The 25,859-nt window shown below is 45.6% G+C and carries 23 protein-coding genes; 3 read left to right on the top strand and 20 right to left on the bottom strand.

Features of this window, described 5'->3' with window-relative positions; all coding sequences use genetic code 11:
- Nucleotides 1-31: 31 nt before the first annotated feature.
- The 7 genes from DXD11_RS05585 to iorA form a co-directional block, all read right to left on the bottom strand.
- Nucleotides 32-1,666, bottom strand: coding sequence for a class I adenylate-forming enzyme family protein (locus DXD11_RS05585; protein ID WP_015534358.1), 1,635 nt, complete (start codon nucleotides 1,664-1,666; stop codon nucleotides 32-34).
- A gap of 92 nt (nucleotides 1,667-1,758) precedes the next feature.
- On the bottom strand, nucleotides 1,759-2,664 hold the full coding sequence (locus DXD11_RS05580; RefSeq protein ID WP_118649478.1) for a DNA-methyltransferase: 906 nt from the start codon (nucleotides 2,662-2,664) through the stop codon (nucleotides 1,759-1,761).
- Between the two features lie 8 nt (nucleotides 2,665-2,672).
- Nucleotides 2,673-3,557 carry a HindIII family type II restriction endonuclease gene (locus DXD11_RS05575; RefSeq protein ID WP_158576524.1) on the bottom strand — a complete coding sequence of 295 codons (885 nt, stop codon included), beginning with the start codon at nucleotides 3,555-3,557 and terminating at the stop codon, nucleotides 2,673-2,675.
- A 58-nt stretch (nucleotides 3,558-3,615) separates the two neighbouring features.
- Nucleotides 3,616-4,332 (bottom strand): prepilin peptidase, encoded by a 717-nt coding sequence (locus DXD11_RS05570; protein WP_118649480.1) that lies wholly within the window; start codon nucleotides 4,330-4,332, stop codon nucleotides 3,616-3,618.
- A 311-nt stretch (nucleotides 4,333-4,643) separates the two neighbouring features.
- Complete coding sequence (locus tag DXD11_RS05565; RefSeq protein ID WP_118757946.1) at nucleotides 4,644-5,885, bottom strand: phenylacetate--CoA ligase family protein; 1,242 nt, start codon at nucleotides 5,883-5,885, stop codon at nucleotides 4,644-4,646.
- A 41-nt stretch (nucleotides 5,886-5,926) separates the two neighbouring features.
- Complete coding sequence (locus DXD11_RS05560) at nucleotides 5,927-6,499, bottom strand: indolepyruvate oxidoreductase subunit beta (protein ID WP_055222410.1); 573 nt, start codon at nucleotides 6,497-6,499, stop codon at nucleotides 5,927-5,929.
- Nucleotides 6,492-8,285: an indolepyruvate ferredoxin oxidoreductase subunit alpha gene (iorA, locus tag DXD11_RS05555; RefSeq protein ID WP_199688728.1), complete on the bottom strand. Its 1,794-nt coding sequence runs from the start codon at nucleotides 8,283-8,285 to the stop codon at nucleotides 6,492-6,494. The genes DXD11_RS05560 and iorA overlap by 8 nt, the downstream gene beginning before the upstream one ends.
- A 201-nt stretch (nucleotides 8,286-8,486) precedes the next feature.
- Between iorA and alr the strand changes: the two genes are divergently transcribed.
- The 3 genes from alr to DXD11_RS14190 all read left to right on the top strand — a co-directional run bounded on the left by alr (nucleotide 8,487) and on the right by DXD11_RS14190 (nucleotide 10,354).
- Nucleotides 8,487-9,620, top strand: a complete 1,134-nt coding sequence (gene alr / locus DXD11_RS05550; RefSeq protein ID WP_118757945.1) for an alanine racemase — start codon at nucleotides 8,487-8,489, stop codon at nucleotides 9,618-9,620.
- A gap of 25 nt (nucleotides 9,621-9,645) precedes the next feature.
- The gene (locus DXD11_RS05545) at nucleotides 9,646-10,086 is read left to right on the top strand and encodes a helix-turn-helix domain-containing protein (protein WP_158579423.1); all 441 of its coding nucleotides are present in this window, start codon (nucleotides 9,646-9,648) and stop codon (nucleotides 10,084-10,086) included.
- A gap of 112 nt (nucleotides 10,087-10,198) precedes the next feature.
- Nucleotides 10,199-10,354 (top strand): hypothetical protein, encoded by a 156-nt coding sequence (locus DXD11_RS14190; protein ID WP_158576528.1) that lies wholly within the window; start codon nucleotides 10,199-10,201, stop codon nucleotides 10,352-10,354.
- 175 nt (nucleotides 10,355-10,529) lie between these two features.
- Here the strand turns inward: DXD11_RS14190 and rsmI are convergent, their stop codons facing one another.
- The 13 genes from rsmI to DXD11_RS05485 all read right to left on the bottom strand — a co-directional run bounded on the left by rsmI (nucleotide 10,530) and on the right by DXD11_RS05485 (nucleotide 25,791).
- Entirely contained in the window at nucleotides 10,530-11,369 is an 840-nt protein-coding gene (gene rsmI / locus DXD11_RS05540) for a 16S rRNA (cytidine(1402)-2'-O)-methyltransferase (RefSeq protein WP_118757943.1), read from the bottom strand.
- Between the two features lie 78 nt (nucleotides 11,370-11,447).
- Nucleotides 11,448-12,368 carry a tRNA1(Val) (adenine(37)-N6)-methyltransferase gene (locus DXD11_RS05535; RefSeq protein ID WP_118757942.1) on the bottom strand — a complete coding sequence of 307 codons (921 nt, stop codon included), beginning with the start codon at nucleotides 12,366-12,368 and terminating at the stop codon, nucleotides 11,448-11,450.
- Nucleotides 12,343-13,251 (bottom strand): PSP1 domain-containing protein, encoded by a 909-nt coding sequence (locus DXD11_RS05530; protein ID WP_015534368.1) that lies wholly within the window; start codon nucleotides 13,249-13,251, stop codon nucleotides 12,343-12,345. The genes DXD11_RS05535 and DXD11_RS05530 overlap by 26 nt, the downstream gene beginning before the upstream one ends.
- Nucleotides 13,251-14,243 carry a DNA polymerase III subunit gene (locus DXD11_RS05525; RefSeq protein WP_118757941.1) on the bottom strand — a complete coding sequence of 331 codons (993 nt, stop codon included), beginning with the start codon at nucleotides 14,241-14,243 and terminating at the stop codon, nucleotides 13,251-13,253. Before DXD11_RS05525 ends, DXD11_RS05530 begins: the two co-directional genes overlap by 1 nt.
- A 69-nt stretch (nucleotides 14,244-14,312) precedes the next feature.
- Entirely contained in the window at nucleotides 14,313-14,936 is a 624-nt protein-coding gene (tmk, locus tag DXD11_RS05520) for a dTMP kinase (protein WP_015534370.1), read from the bottom strand.
- 94 nt (nucleotides 14,937-15,030) lie between these two features.
- Entirely contained in the window at nucleotides 15,031-16,722 is a 1,692-nt protein-coding gene (locus DXD11_RS05515) for an aminotransferase class I/II-fold pyridoxal phosphate-dependent enzyme (RefSeq protein WP_158579422.1), read from the bottom strand.
- 160 nt (nucleotides 16,723-16,882) lie between these two features.
- Nucleotides 16,883-17,911: an aldo/keto reductase gene (locus DXD11_RS05510; protein ID WP_118649488.1), complete on the bottom strand. Its 1,029-nt coding sequence runs from the start codon at nucleotides 17,909-17,911 to the stop codon at nucleotides 16,883-16,885.
- Nucleotides 17,912-18,117: 206 nt separating this feature from the next.
- Nucleotides 18,118-18,273: a hypothetical protein gene (locus tag DXD11_RS14185; RefSeq protein ID WP_158579421.1), complete on the bottom strand. Its 156-nt coding sequence runs from the start codon at nucleotides 18,271-18,273 to the stop codon at nucleotides 18,118-18,120.
- 63 nt (nucleotides 18,274-18,336) lie between these two features.
- Nucleotides 18,337-19,383 carry a 16S rRNA (cytosine(1402)-N(4))-methyltransferase RsmH gene (gene rsmH, locus DXD11_RS05505; RefSeq protein ID WP_118757939.1) on the bottom strand — a complete coding sequence of 349 codons (1,047 nt, stop codon included), beginning with the start codon at nucleotides 19,381-19,383 and terminating at the stop codon, nucleotides 18,337-18,339.
- A 157-nt stretch (nucleotides 19,384-19,540) separates the two neighbouring features.
- Nucleotides 19,541-20,311 carry a type I 3-dehydroquinate dehydratase gene (gene aroD / locus DXD11_RS05500; RefSeq protein ID WP_117549836.1) on the bottom strand — a complete coding sequence of 257 codons (771 nt, stop codon included), beginning with the start codon at nucleotides 20,309-20,311 and terminating at the stop codon, nucleotides 19,541-19,543.
- 47 nt (nucleotides 20,312-20,358) lie between these two features.
- On the bottom strand, nucleotides 20,359-22,911 hold the full coding sequence (locus DXD11_RS05495) for a hypothetical protein (RefSeq protein WP_118757938.1): 2,553 nt from the start codon (nucleotides 22,909-22,911) through the stop codon (nucleotides 20,359-20,361).
- A 150-nt stretch (nucleotides 22,912-23,061) separates the two neighbouring features.
- Nucleotides 23,062-24,387: a GTPase HflX gene (hflX, locus tag DXD11_RS05490; RefSeq protein WP_117875320.1), complete on the bottom strand. Its 1,326-nt coding sequence runs from the start codon at nucleotides 24,385-24,387 to the stop codon at nucleotides 23,062-23,064.
- Nucleotides 24,388-24,396: 9 nt separating this feature from the next.
- Complete coding sequence (locus tag DXD11_RS05485) at nucleotides 24,397-25,791, bottom strand: L,D-transpeptidase family protein (RefSeq protein ID WP_118757937.1); 1,395 nt, start codon at nucleotides 25,789-25,791, stop codon at nucleotides 24,397-24,399.
- Nucleotides 25,792-25,859 lie beyond the last annotated feature (68 nt).

Here is a 25,859-nt window from a genome sequence, read left to right as displayed (position 1 = left end):
CTGTGCTGTATTATGGCAAGTATCCTGCATATTATGCGTTGTTCTCCGCTGCAACAAGGTTCTCACTCTTGTGCATCTTACGGAGAAGTGGCTTTTCTATCTTACCTGTAGCATTTCTCGGAACGTGCTCAAATATGATCTTCCTTGGTCTCTTGTATCTTGGAAGTTCTTTACAGAACTCGTTGATCTCTTCCTCTGTGCAGGTCATGCCATCCTTTACCTCTATGATCGCCGCTGTGATCTCTCCGAGACGGGCATCTGCGATACCAATGACCGCAACGTCCTTGATCTTCTCGTATTTGCTGAGGAAGTTCTCTATCTGTACAGGGTAGATATTCTCTCCACCACTGATTATAACATCTTTCTTTCTATCTACAAGATAAATAAATCCATCTTCGTCCTGCATAGCCATATCTCCTGTGTACAGCCAGCCGTCCTTCAGGCACTCCTCTGTCGCCTTCGGATTCTTGTAGTAGCAGGTCATGACACCAGGTCCCTTGAGGATAAGCTCGCCGACTGCGCCCTGCTCGACCTCTGTTCCGTCCTCGTTCACGATCTTCGCCTGCCAGCCATAACCCGGCACGCCTATAGCTCCGACCTTATGTATGTTCTCAACTCCCAAATGTACAGCGCCCGGTCCGATGGACTCTGAAAGACCATAGTTCGTGTCGTACTGATGGTTAGGGAATATCTCTTTCCATTTCTTTATAAGACTCTGTGGTACCGGCTGTGCTCCAATGTGCATCAGTCTCCACTGTGACAGCTCATAATCTTCAAGATGTACATCGCCGTTCTCTATGGCAAGCAGTATATCCTGAGCCCATGGCACCAGAAGCCATACTATAGTACACTTCTCGTCGCTTACCGTCTGAAGTATAGTCTTGGCGCTTACTCCCTTGAGCAGAACTGCCTTTCCGCCCACTATCAGACTTCCAAACCAGTGCATCTTGGCACCTGTGTGGTACAGTGGCGGAATACACAGGAACACATCATCCTTTGTCTGTCCATGATGTACATTCTCGACCTTTGCCGCATGCATCAGGCTCTCATGGTTGTGCAGGATAGCCTTTGGGAATCCTGTTGTTCCGGATGAGAAATATATAGCCGCATCATCACTGTCCTTGATGTCTCTCTTCTCGAATACACTTGAGCAGTTGGATGTCAGCTTGTCATAGTCCTCTGCAAATGTAGGACAATTGCCGCCCACATAGAAGAGGATTCTCTTCTCAGCTATCTCGTCAACGACAGCCTCTATACGTCCGATGAACTCAGGGCCAAATACAAGCACGTCAACATCTGCAAGCTCTACACAGTATTTGATCTCCTCCGCATCGTATCTGAAGTTGAACGGAACCACTATGGCTCCTGTCTTCAATACTCCGAAATATATTGGAAGCCACTCAAGGCAGTTCATCATGAGGATACCTACCTTGTCTCCCTTCTGGATTCCACGTGACACCAGAAGATTGGCAAATCTGTTTGCCTTCTCGTTGAACACGCTCCATGTTATCTCTCTTCTGTACTGACATGTAGGATTAGACTCTATGAGTTCATACTCTCTCCATGTAACCCTTCTCGTCTCCTGCACATCAGGATTTATCTCTACCAGAGCGACATCATTTCCATATTCTCTGGCATTTCTCTCTAAGTAATCTGTGATTGGCATAACTATAACTCCCTCTTTTCAATACTTTAACGCACTAAACTGTGCTTAATTAGTAAGTATATCCTTAAAAAGTAACCATTACAAGCCTTATTTTAATCAACATCCTCACATAGTCTTTTTTTCATATTATTATAATATTCTTCATTTATCTCAAACCCAATGTAGTTGCGCTTCAATTTTTTTGCCGCAACCAAAGTTGTTCCGCAGCCACAAAAAGGGTCTAATACTGTTTGTCCCTCTAATGTCGTCATTGCTATAAGAATCTCCATTAACCTAACTGCTTTTTGAGTCGGATGTAAACCCCTATCTGTGCTCTGGGTCTTTACTTTTATAATATTGGAACAAACCTCCAACCCCTCATTCAAATCTGTAAGCTCCTTTAATTTCTCTTCATTGAAGCCTCCAACTCCATATTCAAGGATATTGTCCGTTAATGTTCCGCCCTGTGGATAAGGCTTCATAAACCATAGTATGGGTTCAAACAATGGTCTCAAGTTTCCAACTTTCCATCCTTTCCACCTATCTTGGTTTTCCGTATCTCCACGACGCTCAAAAACACATTCAACACGTTGGGCTCTATACGCAGCCGAATCCTTTTCCCACGCAAGCATATCTTTAAATATAAATCCTGCATCTTCCATAGCACAAATACATCTATGAGCCATTCTCCTACCTGCAAATATAAAGCAACTTGCCCCCGGTTTTAGCACTCTTAACCAATCCGAAGCCCATTTAGAACACCAATCATAATATTCTTTAGGAATATTTTTATCAGACTGAGACCACCCATTCAAAGGCTTTCCTCTAGATTTAAAAACTGTGCCTATTTTTTCTTGCGCAGGACTTGTTCCTAAAAGAGCACTATTAGTATTTGTGTGAATAACATCCCATTCTTCAAAATTTATTCCATATGGTATATCTGATAAAATTAAATGAACCGACTCTGACTCTACATTCTTTATCAACTTTGTAGAATCTCCTAGCTCTATTTTTCCCATATAAACACCTACTTTATAAGACTTTTTACATATTTTTCTATTGCATTTCTTTTTTCGTTTAATTTTCCAATCTTAATTAACTCAATTATTGCCGTTTCTCTATCATATTGATTTATTTTATCTATATAATCATTCCAATACTGTGTTCCTAATTTACCTCTTTTCAGTATTTCTTCCTTGCATTTATTTATTTCTATGTTCATTTCATTTGTATCTATCCCTATTTTTTTTGCTATATATGCATCCATCTTTGGCATAAGAGAATTTTTAGCATCACCCAATGATTTACTATCATTCCTATAAATCATTTTTGAAGCATCCCATATTGATTCCAAAGTAAATGAAGTATCTTCCTTAACATTATATTTTAACATAATATAAATATGTTCCCATGACAATAAACATACATTATCCATTAATGCTTTAGAATATATTTGACTTTCCTTTTTAGGATACTGAAAATAAGGGGCAACTAATACAGCATATTCATTTTCAGAACCTCTCCAATCACTCAAATTACTAATTTTAAAATCTTTTTGATTTTTAGCAGTTCTACTTAGCCTAAAACATTTGGCATCAGCAACCAAGCTATAATTATAACCGCTTATACTTTCTGCCAATACATCTGCACTATTTCCTCTCTCACCCAATGCTTTTGAATTAAGGCCTAACATCTTAAAACATCTAGCAAGAACTATATCCGAACTTTTTGAATATAGTTTTTCTTCTGTGGATGAGTACTCAATACATTCAGGTATGATTCCTATTTCCCTCACTATTCCTATAAATTCATCATCCGCCATACCATTCACATACTCAAAAATTTTCTGAGTTGCATCTTGAAATTTAACACCATGCAAACTAAATATATAATCAATCAATTTTTCAAACATTATAACACCTCCGCCATAATCACAGAACATTCGTTCTGTATGTGTCAACAAATATTATCTACGCATAGAATGATGCCTTGATCATATTGATATAGCTGTTCATCACCTGAGATCCCACAAATGTGGCGATCATCAGTCCCACACTGAGCGCCGGGCCAAATGCAAAATGATCGTCCTTGCCCTTCTTACGCCTTGCAAGAAGTACCACACCCTGACATCCACCAATGATGAGTCCGATAAAGAATGCTATGACAGTAGCCTTCCATCCAAGGAAGAATCCCGCGGCAAACATGAGCTTGATATCTCCGCCGCCAAAGCCATCCGGAATGACCAGCACTATCAGGAACAGCGGAAGGCTCACACATATCATTCCTATGAGTCTGCTCACAAGTGAGAGATCACCACCCGTCAGAGAAAAGCCTCCTCTTGTGAATATGGATATAACTCCAAGCACCAGTATGCATACATTCAGCACAAATGGTATCTCCATGGTGTCCGCGTCTATGAATGTGATGATAGTCAGCAGTGCAAAGAACAGGAATACCGTGACCGCCTCAAGGCTCACATCAAACTGCCACACCATCAGCACTCCGAACACTCCACCAAGTATCTGTATGAACAGGCATCTCGGAGAAAACTTCTCAAAACTCTTCGGTTTCCCCTTGAAGATATTCTCATTGTTCGGCAGCTTGAGTATGATCTCATTCGCCAGTGTGAAAAGCACCACCCCAAGTAAAAACGCAACTATATAGGAAATTATATCAGTTGAATTCATAATTAATTACTCCTACCCCTTCTAAAATATAAATATGTCAATACATATTCTTCTAGTCTCATACAACTACATTACAGGTATCTAATATAATAAATATCCTCTCCATAGACAGGTGAGCACACTATTTTGTTGTCGAACTCAGCAGCAAGCGTTGTCATAATATCAAAATCAGAGAATACGAGGCCGTCGGCACTTGGCGACCGACCTTGGAGCCTTATGTGCCGCTACGCGCCGAAGTCAAGCGAAAGCGACTCTGATTTGATATATGATAACACTGCTGCGTCCGTCATCAAATGCTCACCGTCCGTCACCTACTGCTCACGATGGTCGATGACACGCTGTGTCTTCTTCTCACTTCTAGGCAGCGTTCCAACAGGGACAACAGTAATCTTCGGTGTAACTCCGATCCTTGACTTGAACAGATCTCTGATCTGACGTCCTGTCTGCTCAAAATCTACACGTCCCTCGGCCTCAACTGTAACCAGCATGATATCCTTATTGGCAGGCTCGTCATGGGCTATATTTATGGTGTACTCACTTGGGACTCCATCCACAAGTGCAAGCAGCTCCTCAACCTGACTTGGGAACATATTTACGCCGTGTACCTTGAACATATCATCACTTCTGCCCTTGATGATATCCAGTCTAGGATGCTTTCTTCCGCATGGACACTCACCCGGAATGATCCTTGATATATCGTGTGTCCTGAAACGGATGAGCGGAGCACCCTCCTTAACCAGAGTAGTGATAACTATCTCTCCCTCCTCTCCGTCAGGGAGAGTCTTTCCGGTCTTCGGATCTATTATCTCTATATAAACATAATCATCCCAATAGTGCATTCCATTCTGGGCATCGCAGCTTATTCCGATACCAGGTCCATAGATCTCTGTAAGTCCATATATATCATACAGCTCTATTCCAAGCTTCTCTTTTATATACTCTCTCTTCTTCTCACTCCAGCGTTCTGAGCCAAATACGCCCTTCTTCAAATGTATCTTATCCTTAAGCCCTCTCTTATCTATCTCTTCGGCAAGAAGAAGTGCGTATGATGATGTTGCTGTGAGAACTGTACTTTCAAGATCGATCATCATCTGTAACTGTTTGTCAGTATTTCCAGGGCCCATAGGAATTACCATGGCACCAAGCTTCTCCGCGCCTGCCTGAAATCCTATTCCGGCTGTCCACAGACCATATCCCGGTGTGATATGTACTCGGTCTTTCTTTGTCACTCCGGCTGTCTCGTAGCATCTTGCGAACATGATTGCCCAATCATCGACATCCTTTGCTGTGTAAGGTATGATGACCGGCTTTCCTGTTGTTCCTGAAGATGAATGGATACGTACCACTTCCTCATCCGGAACAGCCTGTATTCCCAGCGGGTAAGCATTTCTCAGGTCATCCTTGCTTGAAAACGGAAGCTCCTCAAATGCCTCCTGACTTGTCACATCTGTTATACCAAGCTCTCTGTACTTCTTACCATAATAGCTGTCAGTCTTTACAAGTCTTTTTATCTGAGCGTCCACCTGACTGAGCTGTGTGTCATTTAACTTCATAATTTTTACTCTCCTTTTCCCTTTTGTCAGCCCATCGCCAACTACATCTTCATCGCATATTCAAATACTTTCTTGTTCACCTCTACAAACTTCGGATTCACTCCATTCTCAATGGCTGATATGATATCCGCCTCGTCAAGTCCCAGTCTGCCGCTGGCTGCTGCAACCCCGAGGAGTGCTATGTTGTAGAACTTTGCCGAACCAAATTCACGGCTTATCGCCGCGCCATCCATGACTATGCAATCGCATTTGTCCTTCAGGTAGTCAAGCATCGGCTGTGCCTCGTAGCCTGAATTCATGAGCGAGTCAGTCGCCGGTTTCACCGGGACGTTGTTGGTGATGACGATTCCTCCCTTTTTCAGATAAGCCAGATTGCGCACCGCCTCTGCAGGCTCAAACGCAAGTATAATGTCAGCACCGCCCTGGGCTATGAGTGGCGAATACGCCTCACCGATCCTCACATGGCTCGTGACACTTCCGCCTCTCTGCGCCATTCCTATGGTCTCCGCCGAATGTACCGTCTCGCCCTTTGCCATATAAGCCGATGCGATGAGCTTGGACGCAAGAACCGTTCCCTGTCCGCCTACTCCGCAGACCAGAATATCTTTATTCATTGCAAGCACCTCCTATCGCCCCCACCGGACAGATCTGTGAACAAAGACCGCATCCCGTACACAGGCTTTCATCTATCGCCACCTTACCATCCTTCAGGATTATCGCAGGGCAGCCTATCTCTCTGATACATTTCTTACACTGTATACACTTTTCGGATATCTCCATCTTGCCAGACGGCTTGGTGATGGCTATACATGGCGACTTGAAAATGATCGCTTTGACACCTCTGATATCCGCGCACTCCTTGACTGCTGCCACGCTCGCCTCAAGATCAAGCGGATCAACAGTGACTATCTTCTTCACTCCGATTCCTTCAAGAACCTTCTGTATACTCACCTTGTCCACGAACTGACCCATCATGTTGCGTCCTGTTCCCGGATGTGGCTGGTGTCCCGTCATGGCTGTGGTCGAATTGTCCAGCACACACAGGATCATATTTGCATCATTGTACACTGCATTTACCACGCCGGTCATACCAGACGCGAAGAATGTGGAATCTCCCACAAATGCAAAGCACACGCCATCTTCATCCACCCAGTGGAAGCCCTGCGCCATAGTGATTCCGGCTCCCATGCACAGACAGGTATCCACCATGTCAAGCGGCATGGCATTTCCAAGTGTATAGCATCCGATATCTCCGCAGAAATAACTCTTTCTGCCGGCCATCGCCTTCTTTACCGCATAGAATGACGCTCTGTGAGGGCATCCCGCACACAGCACAGGCGGCCTTACAGGAAGTGCCGGTGCATCTGACACATCCACCTGGGAAGTCTTCTCAAGTCCCAGAAAATCGCACAGGATGTCTGCAGCCTTGTTTGTGCTGAGCTCTCCGCTTGTCGGCACATCACCGGTCTGCTTTCCTCTGACATTTATATCCATATGATATTTGCCCGCAAGGCGTAATATCTGATTCTCTATGTATGGGCTGAGCTCCTCAAGACACATGACCTCCGTCACTCCGTCCAGCGCATTCTTCACAAACTGCTCCGGGAAAGGATGTGGGGTCGCTATACGGATCAGCTTCACATCAGGCACATTCTTAAGTGTCTCTTTTGCATAGCAGTAGCTGATTCCCGATGCGAATACCGCCTTGCTGCCGCTTCCCTCCACCGTGTTCATGGAGTAGTCGCCAAAGTCATCCCCGATCTCTACATTTCTCTTCTCTATCATGGCATGGTTGGCAAATGACAATCTCGGGAAGATGACCCATTTCTTTGAATCCTTTACAAATCCCTCATATTCCTTTGCCTTCCACTCGTCTTTTACCTCTATGGATGCGTATGCATGACACACTCTTGTTGTCGGTCTGAACAGAACCGGTGTCTTGTATTTCTCCGAGTAGTCAAATGCATCCTGTATCATCTGATATGCCTCCTCAGGAGTCGACGGGTCAAATACCGGGATCCTGCAGAAGTCTGCAAACATCCTCGTATCCTGCTCTGTCTGTGATGATATAGGGCCCGGATCGTCCGCTGACACGATGACCATTCCGCCTTTTATTCCAACATATGCCAGTGACATAAGCGGATCCGATGCCACGTTTAGACCCACCTGTTTCATGGTCACAAGCGTTCTCGCTCCACTGTATGATGCACTGGCGGCAACCTCCATAGCCGCTTTCTCATTTACCGACCACTCCACATGGACTCCGTCGTGCGGGTATTTTGCTACTGTCTCAAGTATCTCTGAGGATGGAGTGCCCGGGTATCCGGCAACAAGGTTCAGACCCGCCGCAAGTGCACCGAGGGCTATGGCCCCGTTACCCATAACATATTCTTTTCTCATAACAATACTACCTTCCAAGTCATTTATAAATTCTCTTATATTTCGATATTATAACCTCCACGGCTTTCAATGACAACAAATATTCGGGGCAGCACCACTTTACTGTTATAAAGTGGTGCTGCCCCTTCAAATTCATGCTCTTCTTTTTAACATGCATATGTGATACAATGTTTCTTGAATTTTTATAGAAGGAGAATAACCATGAACAACCGACCATTTGCCGGCAGAACTGCTGCCGTTATAGATCTGGCAAAGCTCAGGAGCAATATTGCCAACATAAAATCAAGACTGAAACCGGGTGTTGAATTTATCGCAGTCATGAAGGGCGATGGATACCGCCACGGCATTGCAGGACTTTACCCGACACTCAAGGAATGTGGCATAGACAGCTACGCCGTTGCCATCTGGGAAGAGGGAAAGATGCTCAGGGACGCGGGGGCAACAGAGTCTATCCTTATCCTTGGCGATACAGCAGATGACATGCTGGATGAGGCCGCAAAGTACGACCTTGATCTCACTGTCTTTTCAATGGAGGGTGCTGAGAACATGGCTGCCGCTGCAAGAAGAGCCGGCAAGAAACAGAATGTCCAGATAAAGCTGAACACCGGTATGAACCGAATAGGATTCCCGGTATGTCAGGAATCATTTGACACTATAAAGAAGATCTGCGAGATGGACGACCTGAACGTAACAGGTATATTTACACATTTTGCAAGGGCAGATGAGGGGGATCACACAAGTGCAAGAAAGCAGCTTGACCTATATCTCCACGCCGTAAATGAACTTGAGAAGATGGGGGTTGTCATACCAAAACACCACGTAGCCAACAGCCCTGCCATACTGATGCTGCCTGAGGCACAGCTCGACGCAGTCAGATGCGGTGATATCCTCTATGGTCTCACTCCTTCTGATGATTTTGACTGGAAGAATTCAGGTCTTCAGGAGATCCTCAGCTGGTACACATACGTTGCCATGGTGAAGGAGGTTCCTGCCGGATCTGAGATTGGATACGGCGGAACTTTTGTCACTGAAAGACCTACAAAGATCGCCACACTTCCGGTAGGATTTGCAGACGGATACAGCCGTTACCTGTCCAACAAGGGTAAGGTCATCATAAATGGTCATGAGGCACCGATCATCGGACGCGTATGTATGGATCAGTGCATGGCGGACGTCACAGACATCCCGGATGTACAGCGCGGCGACACTGTAACCCTTCTCGGTGAGGGCATGTCCATCGAGGACATGGCAAATATGCTTGATACGAATGTGGATGTGATCGTGTGCAACATATCGGTGAGGGTTCCGAGGGTGTATATAAATGTGGATATCTGATTGGCATCGCCACGGAGGAGAATGTATGACTTTTGGAGAACGATTGTATGAATTGCGAAATAAAAATAATCTATCCCAGGAAGAGCTTGCGGAGGTTTTAGATGTGTCCCGGCAATCGATTTCCAAATGGGAAAATGATAAGGCATATCCTGAGATGACAAGGCTGCTGTTTATGAGTGATTATTTTGATGTCTCATTAGATTATCTGATGAGAGGAATTAAAAAAGAAAATAATGAAGAAAAAGTAACTGCAGACGATGCGGACAAAAATTCAAATGATAAATACAAAACAAAAAACATCCTGCTAGTATGGAATAATTTTCTGTCCAATTTATCCCCAAATCAAAAGACATTATTTATGTTGCTGTATATCTTGATTATCTGCTCATTAGTCGCACTCATTGTAAGTGTAATATATCTCGGTGGCTACGAATTAGGAAAATTCATCGGATATCTGACAAAATGACCTGAAATAGCGTGCTGCAACCACAAGTTTACACAAGTGCAACCATATATTTATGGTCTGTTTGTGCCATAAATGCTACCTTTTAATTACAAAATTTATTAGGAGGCTGCTTATGAAAACGAACGGAAATGATTTCAAGAATTGGATGAATCACGGAACCCAAATCCAGATATTGGTAAGAAGGATAATGATTATAGGCCTGATCGCACTTATGATATATGGCACAGGTTATGCTATTGGAACATTTATTGCACACCTTGGGTTTTAAAGGTGGGGATAAATCTGAAATAAAGGGGACTTTTAAAAAGCAAAAAAGCCCCCATCTTTTCTGTTCAACCTACTCTTCCTTCGAGCTGGATGTCGATCCTTTATCCATTCTCTTAAGTGTCAGGTACAGATAAACTTTTGTTTATCCGCACCTGACACCAATCTACCTCCGTTTTCTATTTCATCACCGCATTATACACATCCCTCTTAGGGACTCCGCGGTCTACAGCTGCCTGCTTGATCGCATCCTTCTTGGACATACCCTGATCAACGTACGTCTGGACATGTTTCTCCACGGACATAGCCTCGAACGAGCTCTTCTTCTCTTCCTCAAGCTTCTTCACATCAAGCCCTTCTATCACTATGACGAATTCTCCTCTCGGATCTTCCCCCTCGTAACGAGCTATCGCCTGAGAGAGCATCATAGGCTCTATGGTTTCATGTTTCTTGGTGATCTCTCTGGCAAGTGTTATATGCCTGTCACCGAGAGCCTCCATGAGTTCCGCCAAAGTCTTCTTCAGCTTGTGTGGAGCCTCATACATCACCATAGTCCTCGTCTCTCGCTTCATCTCCTCAAGCACTCTTGTTCTATCCTTCTTGTCATACGGCAGAAACGCCTCAAATGCAAATCTTCTGGTCGAAAGTCCTGAGCTGATGAGCGCCGATATACATGCACACGCCCCCGGCACCGGTGTAACCTCAAGCCCTGCGGCAAGAGCCTGTCTCACAAGCTCCTCCCCGGGATCAGATATACCCGGAGTTCCGGCATCAGTGATAACTGCAACGCTTTGTCCCTGCTGCATCTTCTCAACGAGAACCTTCGCCTTGTCGTATTTATTGTATTCATGATAACTCGTCATGGGAGTCTTGATCTCGAAATGATTGAGCAGCTTGATACTGTTCCTCGTATCCTCCGCCGCTATCACATCCACCTCGGAAAGAACCCTGACGGCTCTATATGTCATATCCTCAAGATTTCCTATGGGTGTCGCCACCAGATATAATTTGCCTGCCATATATAAACCTCACTATCTGTAATATGTACATTAGGGTGTTTACAACATTTTTCACTTTCATGCTGCAGCCGTTGCCTGTTACCGCTTTGCCGTGCCTTCATACGTCGCAAGCAGCTGCTCCGTGTACACTCCCGGAGCTTTGTAGACTATCATAGGCGGATCAATCTTGATCATGGAGTTGCCACCCTTAACGGCCTCCACTAAGACCATGTTCGGCTCCTTATCTATGTATGGATGTACAAGCTGCATCCTCTTTGGCTCAAGCCTGTGCTCATGCAGGCATTCAAATATCTCAGCCAGCCTGAACGGCTTATGTATCATATAAAAACTTCCGCCGGGTTTAAGGGCATGCTCTGCCGCTGCCACCACCTGATCCAACGTCACATGCACCTCATGTCTCGCTATGTTCTTCGGAGCATCCGGATTCTCCAGACCGTGACTGCCCTTTATGTATGGCGGATTTGAGGTCACTATGTCAAAGGAGGCCTTCTTGTAGTTACAAGAGACCTCCTTTATATCTCCGTTATCTATTCGCACTAAACCGTCAAGCCCATTGAGGCTCACGCTCCTTGCCGCCATGTCCGCACATGCAGGCTGAAGCTCTATGCCTATAAACCGTGCTCCATCTGCCATTTTACCGCCAGGCTGCTGATTCACCCCTGCATCCGAATTAGTAACTCCATCTACGGCAATACAATCATGTGAGGATCTATAATCATCGGCATTCAAACCAGCAAGTCTCTCATCTCTGGTAAGAGCTTCATCCCCATACTCCTTTGCAGCAAGAAGTATAGGTATGATACCTGTTCCCGTTCCGAGATCCAGATATCTGCCACCGCGCTTAAATCTCACATAGTTTGCCAGCAGCACAGCATCCATCCCAAAGCAGAACATTCCGCTGTTCTGTATGATCTGATAACCCTTGCACTGCAGGTCATCTATCCTCTCACAGGATTTTATAACCACTTCCGGTCTAGTCGTCAAATTTGGACTTTCCACCCTTGTCCTCCAATGCCTCAAGTGCCTTGTACTCCTCAGCGCTGAGTCTCTCTGAATTCTTTCTTCTCTTAGGCTTGAACTTGAGTTCAGCCACAGGATACTCCATAACTTCCTTGTTGTCATCCTTGTCTGTCACCACGATCTTAACCTTCTGCCGGAGAACGTTCACTGACATGACCTCGCCCTTGTTGCCATCTATGGTCCTGACGAAATCTCCTACATTCGGAAGCTTCTCATTCAGATACTCGTAAGTGTCCTGCTCATGCTTCAGACAGCACATAAGTCTTCCGCACACACCGGATATCTTAGTAGGATTCAGTGACAGGTTCTGCTCCTTTGCCATCTTGATTGATACTGGAACGAACTCCGACAAATGCTTGTTACAGCAGAGCTCCCTTCCACATATGCCGATTCCGCCAACCATCTTGGTCTCATCGCGGACACCGATCTGTCTGAGCTCTATTCTTGTCTTGAACACAGATGCCAGATCCTTTACCAGCTCTCGGAAATCGATTCTCCTGTCTGCTGTAAAGTAGAACAGCACCTTATTGTTGTCAAATGTATACTCAGCCTCGATGAGCTTCATGTCCAGCTTATGCTTTGCGATCTTCTCAAGACATATGCCAAATGCTCTCTTGCTCTTCTTCTTGTTATCCTCGTATCTTCTGGTGTCATCCTCTGTGGCAATTCTTATGATCGGCTTGAGTGACGCCGTTATCTTGCCCTCTTCTACCTCTCGTCTTCCCAGAACCACTTTGCCGTACTCCACACCCCTTGCGGTCTCGACAATGACAAAACTGCCGGCCTCGACCTCAAAGTTCTGTGGATCAAAATAATATATCTTACCGTTTGGTCTGAAACGAACTCCTATAATCTCTTTCATTAACAATTCTCCTTCATGGTTAGGAGCATAAGCTCCATGACAATGTCAAAGCTGACATTCGCCTCAAGTCTGACCTTGGCCTTGTCCATAGACTTGAGTACCTTTTCTATACCCTCATAGCTGATGTGTGAGGACTGCTTTCTTATATCAGAATAATACTCCTTGAACATCAACCGGCCCGGGTTATTGGACACCTTGAGCATAAGAATGTCCCTGTACCACATCATCATCAGATCGATGTAGTCACTTACCTTGAGCTTGTACAGCTCCATATTCTTAATGGCAAATATCATGTCATCAACCGACATATCACTTATATGTCTCATGAACCTCACCACATTTTCCTTGATCTCCTTGTACTCATCACTAGTTGCAAGCCTGATGGCCTTTCCCAGATTGCCCTGGGCAAAATCCATACAGAAGTCAGCCTTCTGCTTGTCCAGCTTGAGCTCGTTCATGAGATAATCAAGTATATCATGTTCTCTGACAGGCTTCACATTCAGCACTATACATCTGGACTGTATAGTCTGAAGCATCTTATCAAGATTGTTGGTGAGCAGTATGATTATTGCATAGGACGGAGCTTCCTCGATCGTCTTTAACAAAGCGTTCTGTGCATTCACATTCAGAAGCTGTGCATCCTCTATAACATATATCTTATATCTGCTGCTATAAGGCTTGATATCAATATCAGAATTCACCTGATCACGTATCTCTTCAACCGAGATCACATTTGGCTTGTCGTGGGTCACCCACACGATATCAGGCTGATTTCCCGTCTCACACTGAAGACATGACTTACAATGATTACATGGCTCTGTACCGCCCTCCTCACACTGGAGAGTCTTGACCAACGCCCTGGTAAGGGTCTTTTTTCCACTTCCTGTCTCGCCATTGATGATGTAGCCCTGGGATATCTTACCCAGCTCAATGCTGCTCTTGAAGTGGCGTATTATGTCCTCATGTCCGATTATGTCTGTGAAATCTATCATATATACCAACCCCCTTACAATTAATTGTTTCTGTATGTCTATTCTGACCTTCTCCAAAATCAAAATATATTAAAGATTAAGTTTCTTCTCTACATACCCTACTATTATACCATGAATCTCATCAATAGGTAAAGTAGCGTCTATCTTCACTATTCTCTCAGTGTGCATATCCGCAAGCATGCGGTATCCATCCACGACCTTCTGATGGAACTCCATTTTTTCATTCTCCATTCTGTCAAGTTCAGCCTGGTTCTTCTTTCTGGATATTCCCTCCTGGGCGTCAAGATCCATGAGGAATGTCATATCCGGCATGATTCCCTGAAGTGCAAATTCATTTACCTTATACACCGTGTCAACTCCGAGTCCTCTTCCGATTCCCTGATACACAGCGGATGAGTCCACAAATCTGTCCGCGATCACCGCCTGTCCGGCATCCAGTGCAGGCTTAATATTCTCTTTCACAAGCTGGGCTCTCGCCGAAGCATACAGAAGCAGCTCAGTCATATATCCCATCTCTGTAAAATCCTTGTTCAATATAACCTCACGGATCGCCTCACTTATGGGATTTCCGCCCGGATCTCTCGTTATCAGCACATCGTAACCTTTTTTCTCAAGATACTCTTTGAGAAGTTCTCTCTGTGTTGTCTTGCCGGCTCCATCCGGTCCTTCTATTGTTATAAATATTCCTCGCATATCCTAACCCTGCCATATGCAGTCCCTGCACATGTACACCTTTCATATTTATATTGTGATCATTCTCAAAACTTCCGGATCATAATGCTACATATCATTCTCCGCACAGCACTTTGATATAACCGTCATTGACTCCTGCCACATTAAGTCCGCTGTCTATCATGGACTTTATTCCGTTCACTGCCTGCCGGTCAACAACCTCTCCCGGCGCCAGCACCGGTATTCCCGGTGGATATGCATATACAAATGCCCCCGACACCTTTCCAGCCGCACCCTCAATCGGCACGTTCTCCGCAAGTCTGTCCCACGCGGTTCCCGGCGGCATAGCTGACCTTCTGCCGGATATGATATCCAGCTCCTGCCGGTCTGTTTTATCCGGCTCATAGCCAAGGTTCCCGTCTATCTCAGCCACCGCATTAAATAGTATATCATAACTGTCTGCACTGTCCACAACAGATGATATACAAATGACATAACTCACCGATGCCATCTCAACAATCAACCCATACCTGTCCGCCAGAATTTCAGCAAGCATAACCCCTGTAAATTTCTGTCCCGACTCGTCTACAGTTCCCGGTCTCACGACAAATACCAGCCTGCCCTCATCATGGTCGAACACTTTACATGCATTACAGATCTCATCATTTTTCACTGAGGAAGCATCAGGTCTGAACAGCCGTATATTTCTGAGCCCATCACATTTCCCGGCAAATGCCTCAAGCCTCCGCCCATACCTGGCAAATTCATCTCTGTTATTTGCGCCAAATGCAACTGCCTTCTCCATGCTCTGCATAAATATATACGAAGGTGATGATGTCTGGAATATCTGCAGATATCTCCTGACTCTCTCATCAAGTTTCGGATTCATCACATGAAGGAGCGATGTCTGGGTAAGTGCAGGCATGGTCTTGTGCAGGCTCTCGATGACAATATCCGCGCCCTGCTGCATGGCGGTCTCATGTCCTTCCATGAAGTTCAGATGTGCTCCCTGTGCCTCGTCCACAATGAGATATATTCCATACCTGTGTACTATCCCGGCTATGGTCCTTATATCAGATATGACACCCTCATATGTCGGCGATGTGATGATCACCGCTCTTGGCTTTCTGCCATCCGTTATCAACATGTTGATCGCACGCTCTACCTTATCCGGAGATATATCACCCAATATGTCCGTCCTCTCTGACACTTCACGATCATCTTCACCATTGACAGCCGCCTTTTCCTCTGTTTCATGATTGACTTCGCTGCTGGCAGCCATCTTTTCCCGAGTCCCGCGATTGCTTTCGCCGCTGGCATCCGTCATCCCATCTGTTATCGTCTGTTCTCCATTCTGATTCACGCCACAGCGCCATCTCATATCAACATAATCCGGCACTATGTATTCAGGCTCAAGCTCAAGCATGCAGATGGCGTTGTACACCGCCTTGTGGCAGTTCCTTGCCGCAAGTATCACGTCTCCCCTGTAACAGGTGGCGTGTATAGCTGTCATAAGTCCGGATGTGGAACCGTTCACCAGCATATATGTTGCAAATGTTCCATACACCTTCTTCATCTCGGCAATACTGTCCGCTATGAACATCTCCGGCTCATGCATGTCGTCAAGATCTTTAGCCTCAGTGAAATCATGTGCATACACCCCGTTCCAGAAGTTTTCCCGGGATTTTGAAATGTTATCAACATTTTGGACGGCTTCTATCGGCTGTCTCTTGTGCCCAGGCATGTGCCACGGGTATGTACCCTTCTCTATATATTTTTCAAGTGCTTCATTTATATATTCCTTCACCAGTTTTCTCCGTAACATAGATTCTGTGTGATATAATACCATACTTTTATGTATTTGTAACAGCACAGACTTCTCCCAGCGTCTGCACAGATATAAAAAACAGGAGAAGCTCTATCCGGCTTCTCCTGCGAGGATGTATGAAAAGAAAGTTTTGCCTATTTTATGATCTTCCAAATGCTGCAACGGCATCCTCGATCTTCTGTAATTCGTCATCGGTCATGACTGTATGTGCCTGCTTTTCAGCAGCCTTGAGATTGCTGATGATCTGCTCAGGCTTTGAAGCACCGATAAGCACTGTTGTGACCTCCGGCTTGTTCAGCAGCCATGCTATTGCCAGCTCTGAGAGCTTCATATCATATCCGGCTGCGATCTCATTTAACTGGTTGAGGAGAGGTCTAGTTTCAAGCACCTGATCCTCATGAAGGAATCTTCCGTCCTTCACAGCCCTGCTGTCCGCCGGCATGTCCTTCAGATATCTGTCTGTCAGCATTCCCTGTGCCAGAGGCGAGAAGCATATGAGTCCCTTGCCTGATGCGTATGTCTGCTTCAAAAGCCCATTGTTCTCGACAGATCTGTCCAGTATGCTGTATCTGTTCTGATTTATCACAAATGGCACATGAAGCTCATCAAGTATGCGCTCCGCCTTTGCCATGGTAGGTCCGTCATAGTTGGAGAGTCCGACATAAAGTGCCTTTCCACTCTTCACTATCTGCGCCAATGCTCCCATGGTCTCCTCGAGTGGAGTGTTCGGATCCATTCTGTGATGATAGAATATATCCACATATGGGATGCCAAGTCTTTTAAGGCTCTGGTCAAGACTTGCTATTAGATATTTTCTGCTGCCCCAGTTGCCGTAAGGGCCTTCCCACATATCGAATCCGGCCTTCGTGCTGATTATCAGCTCATCCCTGTACGCACCCAGTTCCTCTCTGAGTATCTTTCCAAAGTTTTCCTCCGCACTTCCGTACACCGGGCCATAGTTGTTTGCTATATCAAAATGTGTTATTCCGTTGTCAAATGCGGTAAAGCACATCTTCTTCATATTCTCATAATCGTCATTTGTTCCAAAGTTGTGCCAGAGACCAAGTGCCAGAGGCGGCATCATGAGACCGCTCTTTCCGCAATGTCTGTAAAATCCTGTACCTTCAACATTCTTATATCTATTCTCTGCTGCCTTATAATCTCCCATATTGATACCTCTCTTAAAATTATCCTTACGATGGTTTCTTTTTATATATGCAAGTTATCACTACATTTTGAAGTATATCATACCTATTACATCAAAAAAATATGAATATTTTTTATTATATATGAAATTTTTATTATAATTTTTATAAATGCTCTGTCTAAATTATCACGGACATTTTTACTATCCTCCGTATGCCTGTTACGCATTTACCGGGGGCTTATCTCCACCGAAAAAAGATCATACTGATCCTCATAGAGCATTTCCTCTGCCTGTATGCCATCACAGGCGCAGCTCACATTCATCTCACTTGTCTCAACTCCTGTGAAATAGTCAGCCACAATACATCTGAAAAATATGTCCAAAAGGCGACATCCCCTGTCATCATATTAACATGATATACAGACGATGTCGCCTTTCTGTGTCCTTTATTCTGCTTTTACAGCCCATCTCATCTTCGTCGATCTTGCTCTCGGATTGCGGGCGCACTCCTCCGCTGACGGTCTGATGACATCCTTGCTGACTTCGCTGTAAACACCAGCCTTCGCTCCCGCCTTGAACGCTCTCTTTACCAGTCTGTCCTCACCTGAATGGAATGTCAGTATCGCCACTTTTCCACCAGGTCTGAGCGCATCCGGCAGCTTGTCAAGGAAATCATACAAAACCTCAAACTCACTGTTCACATCTATTCGCAGAGCCTGAAAACACCTCTGACAGGATTTCTTTACAGCCTCTTTTCTGTCCTTCTCCGGCACAAATGCCAATGCCTCCTCGATTGCATCCTTCATCTGCGTGGTGGTCTCCACATAATTCTTAGTTCGGTTTCTCTTCATGATGACCGTGGCGATCTCCTCCGCATAAGGCTCGTCCGAGTTCTCCTGGAACATCCCAACGAGTTCCTCATACGAAACCTCTCGTAGACGCTCCGCCGCCGACTCACCCTTCTCCGGATCAAGCCTCAGATCAAGTGGTCCATCAAACTTGTATGTGAATCCCCTGTCTGGATTGTCTATCTGCATGGAAGACACTCCGAGATCCGCAAGGATAAAATCAAATCCCCCGGCCTCCTCTGCCACCTGGTCGATATTCCTGAAATTTGTCTGCTTTATCGTGAGTATATCCTCCCCGTAGCCGGCATCCTCCAGCCTCTTCTTCGTCTTCACTATCTCTATAGGATCAACATCCAGTGCATACATATGACCTTTTCCCTGAAGCTTCTCCAGCATACGCCTTGTGTGACCACCATAGCCCAGTGTCGCATCAAGCCCCTGCTGTCCCGGCTGTATCTGAAGAAAATCCAGTATCTCATTTACACATATTGATATGTGCATTCCCGCCGGAGTACTGCCCTTGCTTATAACCTTCTCTATCGTATCGGCATATTTCTCAGGATCATGCTCCTTATATTTCTCCTCAAACCTCTTCGGATGAGTTCCACTGTAGCGAACTCTCCTCTTGTGTATCTTTTCTTCCATATATTCTTATCTCCTTAGCCGCCGTCTGCCATACAAGGCCCCGGAACATTTATGTCATAATACCATATATCTTCGAAACAAGCCACACAACACTAAAAAAATGGAAGCCACGGCATTCATCCGTGACTTCCAGAATAATAAGATCATATATTTAATATTATTTGCCAGCTATGATGTGATGTATCATAGTGAGCTGGCTTCTCAGTGCATCCACAGATATCTGTCCCGGAGCGGAAGGTATTCCCGCCGTGGCAAATGATACTGTATTGCCATACATCTCGCCTGTGGTTCTCGTCTCCACGCCGAGCTCGCCCATGGATATAACTATGAGAGGCGTCTGATTTCCTCTATCCTGCAGTTCCTTTGCAGCCTGCATCATATCTACGACCTGCGATCCCTCCTCAGGCATCATGGCTATCTTGGCTATATCTGCACCTGTGAATATGATGGACTTAAATCTGTCAACTATCTGTTCCATAGGTATAGTAGTCTTGAAATCATGATTAGACACTATGACATACACGCCCTTGGAATGAGCCTCCGCTATGACTTCATCCACAATCTCCATGTCGGAGAAATATTCTATATCCACGATGTCTATATATCCACTGTCTATAGCGTCAATAAGAAGGTCGTGATACTGGCTGAGTGTTGCCTCCATGCAGCCACCCTCGCCCTTTGTTCGGAATGTAAATATAATAGGGAACTGCCCCAGCTTATCATGGATCTTCGCCAGAGTCTTCATAAGTGCCTCTCTGTCAAAGCACTTCTCGTACATATCCGCTCTGAATTCCACCATGTCTGGTTCCGACTTCGCTATGATCCTCAACTGATAGTCCACATCATAATCCGTCGGAGCTACCAGAGGTACACAGATCTTAGTCATTCCCTCTCCTATCGCCACATTCTTCACATTAACGACCTTCATCACTGCCTCCTGCCTTTTTCACATTTTCCCTGCACGTTGTACAGCTATTACTTTATCTCAATTGCATCCATGAATGTCTCACACAGCTTCTGCGCGTCAACCTTGTCGACCTTATCCCAGTAGCTGATAGAACATGTGACTACATCCTCGCCTGTAGGATATACCAACAGCACCTCTGTTCTGTCCATATCATATGATGTGAGCTGTATCACAAGATATGTTACCTCTGTGCCATCCTTTGCCTTCACTGTGCCATCTGTCATCTCGTTGACCTTGGAGTTCTCATCGTTGTAATACTCTGTGTAAGTATCCTTCATGTTCTTCACAAGATCACTTGCTGAATAGTGTGTATATGTAGAATAGCTTGCATATACATCGCCCTTCTCATCATTATAAGATATGGTATACTCTGAAGCATAGCTTCTCTCGTATCCCTTTGGATCATTGATCTTTACTGACTTATCGCCAAGGCTTAATGTAACCTTTGAAAGGTCTTCCTCCTCTGTGCTGTCATTTGACTTCTCTGTGGTTGCTTCCTCTGTTGTAGCTGCCTCTGTTGTCTCAGGCTCTTCCTCCCCAGTATCCTTTGAGTCGGTGCCGAACTTTCCGTCAAGTCTGCCGTCAACACTTACTGAGTCAAATATCTCGCTCCATGCTGATACAATCTTTTCCATCTTATCCATGTTGATGTACTGATCTACATCATCACTGTTGAGAACTGAGTAATCAACCACATCTCCTGCTGCAGGAGCCTCTATCTTGTTGTCCTTCTCTGCTACCTTGAGATTTCCTGAGCACTGAAGAACATCCTCGCCTGATACTGTAACTGTGAGCTTTGCATCATTTATGCTGAATGACTCGCCCTTCTTGACATCTGCAAGGACACCCTCAAATACAGCCTGAGCAGTCTCCCCCTGTACATCAACAGATATGCTTCCACTCATCTTACCGCTGTTCTTGTCATAGTCTGATGTCACATTTCCTGTGAACTCCTGGCTCTCTCCGCCGCTCATTGCTGATAATGTGTACTTCTTGTCAGTTGATATCTTATCTCCTGATGTGTCAGTCTTTGACTCACTCTTGAGCTCTATATTTACATCTGAACCGTATGTAAGTGCTATCTTTGTTACAGCATCTGATGTGACATTTCCGTCACCCATGTAATCTGCTGTGAATGAAATCTTAACGCCTGCTGCTGCAAGATCATAATCCCAGTCAACACGGATCACCTTGTCGTTTTCTACGTATACATTTGCAACGGCATCCTTTGTCATTACTGCGCTGACCAGAGATGGAATAGTGCCGATGGACTGCTTGAGCTGATCCTTTGTAACACCCATCTGATCCATCATATCATCTGACAGATTACTGTCCATGTACTTGTTCAGACAGTCAACCAGTGCCTGTGAGAACTCATCTATAGCGTCTGTTGTGATTGTCACTGTGTAGTGGTCTGCCTTGATAGTCTTGCCATTTGCATTTGTAAACTCATCCTTGCCGACCTTCTCATATGTTATGGACTCTGCAAGCTTATCTGCAGCCGGCTTGAGATCCTCATCTATGATCTTCTGAAGAGCCTCGCTGTCAACTGAACCGCCGGCTCCCGCATCCTTGCTGTCGAGCTCTGCCATAACACTGTTCATGTCAAATGAAAATGTCTTGGTAAAGAGATCAGGACATGACATATAGAGCGTCTGACCGATCATTACAACATCCGCACTGACTGTCTCGCCTGCCAGTGTCATGGAAGAACCAAGCTTGAAGCTGTTCTGTCCGTCGCTCTTGGCTGTGCTTGCGTCAAATGTAAATGTTGAACCGTCGAGCTGACCATCTCCGGCAACCTTGTCGATGGTAAAATCTGACTGAACGTCCAGCTTGTCGACATCTATGTCATCTGCTCCGACGATACCTGCAATATTATTGTTCTCAAGTTCCTTTGCTGTGTTCTCCATCGCATCCTTGACCGCATCCTTAGGGCTCTTCTTGATGAACACGAAGAATACAACAACAAGTGCTGCTATGATAACAAGCGCTGCCACAACTGCTATTATGGCTATCTTGATACCCTTTCTCTTCTTTGGAGACTCAGGCTTGTGCGCCTGATCACCATACATGTTCACGGTCTGATCATATACACTCTGCTGTGCATTCATCTGCTGACCGTACTGATCTGCAAACTGCTGACCCGCAAACTGCTGATTTGCATCGTACTGCTGCTGGCCATACTGTCCTGCGTACTGCTGGTTCGCTCCATACTGCTGCTGGCCGTACTGTCCTGCGTACTGCTGGTTTGCTCCATACTGCTGCTGGCCGTACTGTCCTGCGTACTGCTGGTTCGCTCCATACTGCTGCTGACCGTACTGTCCTGCGTACTGCTGGTTCGCTCCATACTGCTGCTGGCCGTACTGTCCTGCGTACTGCTGATCTGCTGCGTACTGCTGGTTTGCATCGTACTGCTGCTGACCGTACTGTCCTGCATACTGCTGGTCTGCGCTATACTGCTGACCCGCATCACCCTGCTGGTTCTGTGATGGCTGTGGACCATCGGCGCCGTTAGGATTCATTCCGTCCGGCATCTGATTCATGTTATTATCACTCATAATATCTCCCTTTCTGTGTGAATAACCATTATCCTTCCTCTGTAAATTTACACAAATACTTATAAAATGTAAACATTTTTTATTATCTCTTTATATTATGTAAGCAATGTGAAATGGCACGTTAACGCCTGATACGCCACATTGCCGGCACTAAAAATCAGCTTCACCATCGAAACTGAGGCCAAGTTTTCCAAGTATGGACTTTGGAACATAAGCCTCTATAAATATGCCATCGTCCAGATATTCCTCTGTCTGGATCTCACCATATTTGTGGATAAGTCCTGTGAGTCCTGCTTCAGAATATGCAAATGTATGCCTTATATATGACTTCTGATTTCTGAGTATTTCCTCTATCGCACTGGCAAGCTCCGGGAGTCCCTGTCCCGTGGCAGCCGAGATATACAGAGTCTTGTCCGCTCTCAGATCGCGCACACCCACCAGATCATCCTTTGATATTCTGTCTATCTTGTTGAATACAGTTATCACAGGTTTTCCCGAGTTCTCTTCTATCTTGAGCTGCTTTAATGTGCTGTACACCGTCTCTATGTTCTTATCCCAGTTTTCATCCGATGCGTCCACAACATGAAGGATGACATCACAGTATTTTGCCTCCTCCAGAGTGGAGCCAAAAGCCTCGACCAGATGATGCGGCAGCTTCCTTATAAAACCGACCGTATCGGTGAGCAGTATATTCTGTCCGCCCGGCAGCTTGTATCCTCTTGTCGTAGGATCAAGGGTCGCAAATAATTTGTCTTCCTGTAATACTCCTGCCCCCGTGAGTGCATTCAGCAGGGTCGACTTGCCCGCATTTGTGTATCCGACTATGCCCACAACCGGCACAGCGCTCCTCTGTCTCTGCTTTCTCTGCTGGCTTCTCTGGGATTCAACGTTCCTGAGCTCCGCCTTCAGTCTGGAAATCCTGTCCCTTATGACTCGTCTGTCTATCTCCAGCTTCTTCTCTCCGGGTCCTCTCGTTCCGATTCCACCGCCAAGTCTCGACAGCGAATCTCTCATTCCAACAAGTCTGGTTGCCCTGAACTTGAGCTGTGCAAGTTCCACCTGCAGCTTGCCCTCGTAGCTTCCAGCATGTGCTGCAAATATATCGAGAATGACCATTGTCCTGTCCATAACCTTTATGTCCAGTGCGTCCTGAAGGTTCATCAACTGTGCCGGTGACAGCTCGTCATCACAGCACACTCCTGTGGCGCCCAGCTCATATATCATCTCCCTGAGCTCCTCAACCTTTCCTCTTCCCAGATACAGGTCATTTGCAATGCGGTCCCTGTTCTGCACCAGTCGTCCCACGACCTCGGCTCCGGCTGTGTCTATGAGCTCCGTGAGCTCGTCCAGGGATGCCTGTATCTCCAGTGAGACCTCTTTCTGTGTATATCCACCTGTATCGGCGGCAAATATGATTATCTTTTCCTTTATCTTCTCTGCTTCGAGATCATAAATCGTACTTTTCCTGTCTGCCATGATCCACCTCTACTTTTCAACGGTGACTGTGACTGTGTGATAGGATGATCTGTTACCGCTGCTGTCCTGCGCACAGCACACAACTGTATAGCTGCCCGCCTTAGACTCCATCTTGTTAACAGCCACGCATATAACGTCCTGTCCAAGACTTGTGAGTGCCTGTCCATCCAGAGTCTTGCCATTGCCATCTGTGGCCACTCCTGTCCTTATCAGTGTATCACCATCCTGTGCGTTCACATAAGATGCAACAAGCTCTGCAAGCTCATCAGCCTGTCCATTGTAACTCTCCAGCTTTATCTCCACAGGAACCCTTGTTATAACAGGGGCTTCATCATCCTCCACTGTTATCTCGATACTCTTCCATATCTCCTTGCCCTGATCTGTAAAGCTGTACTTTACTGTATATTTCCCCAGCTTCATATTGTCCACGGTTCCCTCAACCTTCAACTGGTCCGTTACATCCTCACGCTGTGAATTGAAGGCCCATATTCCCGCCATTGTGTCATAGTTCTCGCCCTGGTTTATGCTGTGGCTCTCCGCACCGTATATCACGGCTGTTCCTGCGGTCGGATTCTCCTCAACCATGTCTGTCGGGTCCCATCCGGTCTCATCAGTGTTATCCAGTCTGGTCACCGGCACAGGTCTTCCAAGTGGTCCATAGTAATTACTGTCAAATATATCCACATATGTTCCGGCCTCACAGTTCTCGTATATCCATTTGGTATCTGCAACACACAGTCTGACGCATCCCAGTGATGCCCCTGTTCCAAGCTTGTTGAATTCCCATGTCTCAAGAGAATCCTTTGTGGTGTCAAGATATGGTACGGAATGGAACAGAGTGTCACCGTCTATCTGTGACACATACTGGCCATAACAGTTGTCAAACAGTGCAAGCCAGTCCCACTTTAGCTGTATGTTGAACAGTCCGACTGGAGTTTCTCCCACCGGTGATACCGAACAGCGCATGGCTTTAACCGGAACGGTGTAATAACCTGTGGCATCCAGCTTATATATAGTAACTATATTTTCCTGTCTGTTTATCTTGATGGCATACGGACAGCCATTGTCCGCCAGATCCTCACCATTATAATTCTCTTCCTGCTCCGTCTCCGGAACCGCTATGTCTGTACATTCCACAGTTCCCTGAACCTTGAGTTCCGCAGCCTTTTCTGTTGTTGCTACTGAGGCATCGCCATTCGTATTATCACTGTCCGTCGATGTTCCTGTGACAACCGAGTCCTTTTCATTACGATTATCCAGTTTACTCTTAAGTCTGTAGTTTTTCACAGCAAGGCCTATGACCAGTCCCAGCAGAATGACGCCCACTGCGTATAACGCCATTCTCTCGAGCTCCGCATGTCTCTTCCTGTTACGCTTATTTTTTTGTATGTTATTCTTTTCCATATTTTCCATTTCTTTCTATAATATATGTCAAATGTTAGTATGCACAATCAAGCAATTTTTAATCGTTA

The sequence above is a fragment of the Coprococcus sp. TF11-13 genome, from assembly GCF_003481085.1.
Classification (GTDB): Bacteria; Bacillota; Clostridia; order Lachnospirales; family Lachnospiraceae; genus Coprococcus; species Coprococcus aceti.
Note: the sequence above shows the minus strand (reverse complement) of the source record. Positions and strands in the feature narration are given on the sequence as shown.

Excerpts from the sequence above, each read along its gene's own strand:
- DXD11_RS05585 (WP_015534358.1), bottom strand. The coding sequence starts at position 1,666 with ATGCCAATCACAGATTACTTAGAGAGAAATGCCAGAGAATATGGAAAT.
- DXD11_RS05580 (WP_118649478.1), bottom strand. The coding sequence starts at position 2,664 with ATGGGAAAAATAGAGCTAGGAGATTCTACAAAGTTGATAAAGAATGTA.
- DXD11_RS05575 (WP_158576524.1), bottom strand. The coding sequence starts at position 3,557 with ATGTTTGAAAAATTGATTGATTATATATTTAGTTTGCATGGTGTTAAA.
- DXD11_RS05570 (WP_118649480.1), bottom strand. The coding sequence starts at position 4,332 with ATGAATTCAACTGATATAATTTCCTATATAGTTGCGTTTTTACTTGGG.
- DXD11_RS05565 (WP_118757946.1), bottom strand. The coding sequence starts at position 5,885 with ATGAAGTTAAATGACACACAGCTCAGTCAGGTGGACGCTCAGATAAAA.
- DXD11_RS05560 (WP_055222410.1), bottom strand. The coding sequence starts at position 6,499 with ATGAATAAAGATATTCTGGTCTGCGGAGTAGGCGGACAGGGAACGGTT.
- iorA (WP_199688728.1), bottom strand. The coding sequence starts at position 8,285 with ATGAGAAAAGAATATGTTATGGGTAACGGGGCCATAGCCCTCGGTGCA.
- alr (WP_118757945.1), top strand. The coding sequence starts at position 8,487 with ATGAACAACCGACCATTTGCCGGCAGAACTGCTGCCGTTATAGATCTG.
- DXD11_RS05545 (WP_158579423.1), top strand. The coding sequence starts at position 9,646 with ATGACTTTTGGAGAACGATTGTATGAATTGCGAAATAAAAATAATCTA.
- DXD11_RS14190 (WP_158576528.1), top strand. The coding sequence starts at position 10,199 with ATGAAAACGAACGGAAATGATTTCAAGAATTGGATGAATCACGGAACC.
- rsmI (WP_118757943.1), bottom strand. The coding sequence starts at position 11,369 with ATGGCAGGCAAATTATATCTGGTGGCGACACCCATAGGAAATCTTGAG.
- DXD11_RS05530 (WP_015534368.1), bottom strand. The coding sequence starts at position 13,251 with ATGAAAGAGATTATAGGAGTTCGTTTCAGACCAAACGGTAAGATATAT.
- DXD11_RS05525 (WP_118757941.1), bottom strand. The coding sequence starts at position 14,243 with ATGATAGATTTCACAGACATAATCGGACATGAGGACATAATACGCCAC.
- tmk (WP_015534370.1), bottom strand. The coding sequence starts at position 14,936 with ATGCGAGGAATATTTATAACAATAGAAGGACCGGATGGAGCCGGCAAG.
- DXD11_RS05510 (WP_118649488.1), bottom strand. The coding sequence starts at position 17,911 with ATGGGAGATTATAAGGCAGCAGAGAATAGATATAAGAATGTTGAAGGT.
- rsmH (WP_118757939.1), bottom strand. The coding sequence starts at position 19,383 with ATGGAAGAAAAGATACACAAGAGGAGAGTTCGCTACAGTGGAACTCAT.
- aroD (WP_117549836.1), bottom strand. The coding sequence starts at position 20,311 with ATGAAGGTCGTTAATGTGAAGAATGTGGCGATAGGAGAGGGAATGACT.
- DXD11_RS05495 (WP_118757938.1), bottom strand. The coding sequence starts at position 22,911 with ATGAGTGATAATAACATGAATCAGATGCCGGACGGAATGAATCCTAAC.
- hflX (WP_117875320.1), bottom strand. The coding sequence starts at position 24,387 with ATGGCAGACAGGAAAAGTACGATTTATGATCTCGAAGCAGAGAAGATA.
- DXD11_RS05485 (WP_118757937.1), bottom strand. The coding sequence starts at position 25,791 with ATGGAAAAGAATAACATACAAAAAAATAAGCGTAACAGGAAGAGACAT.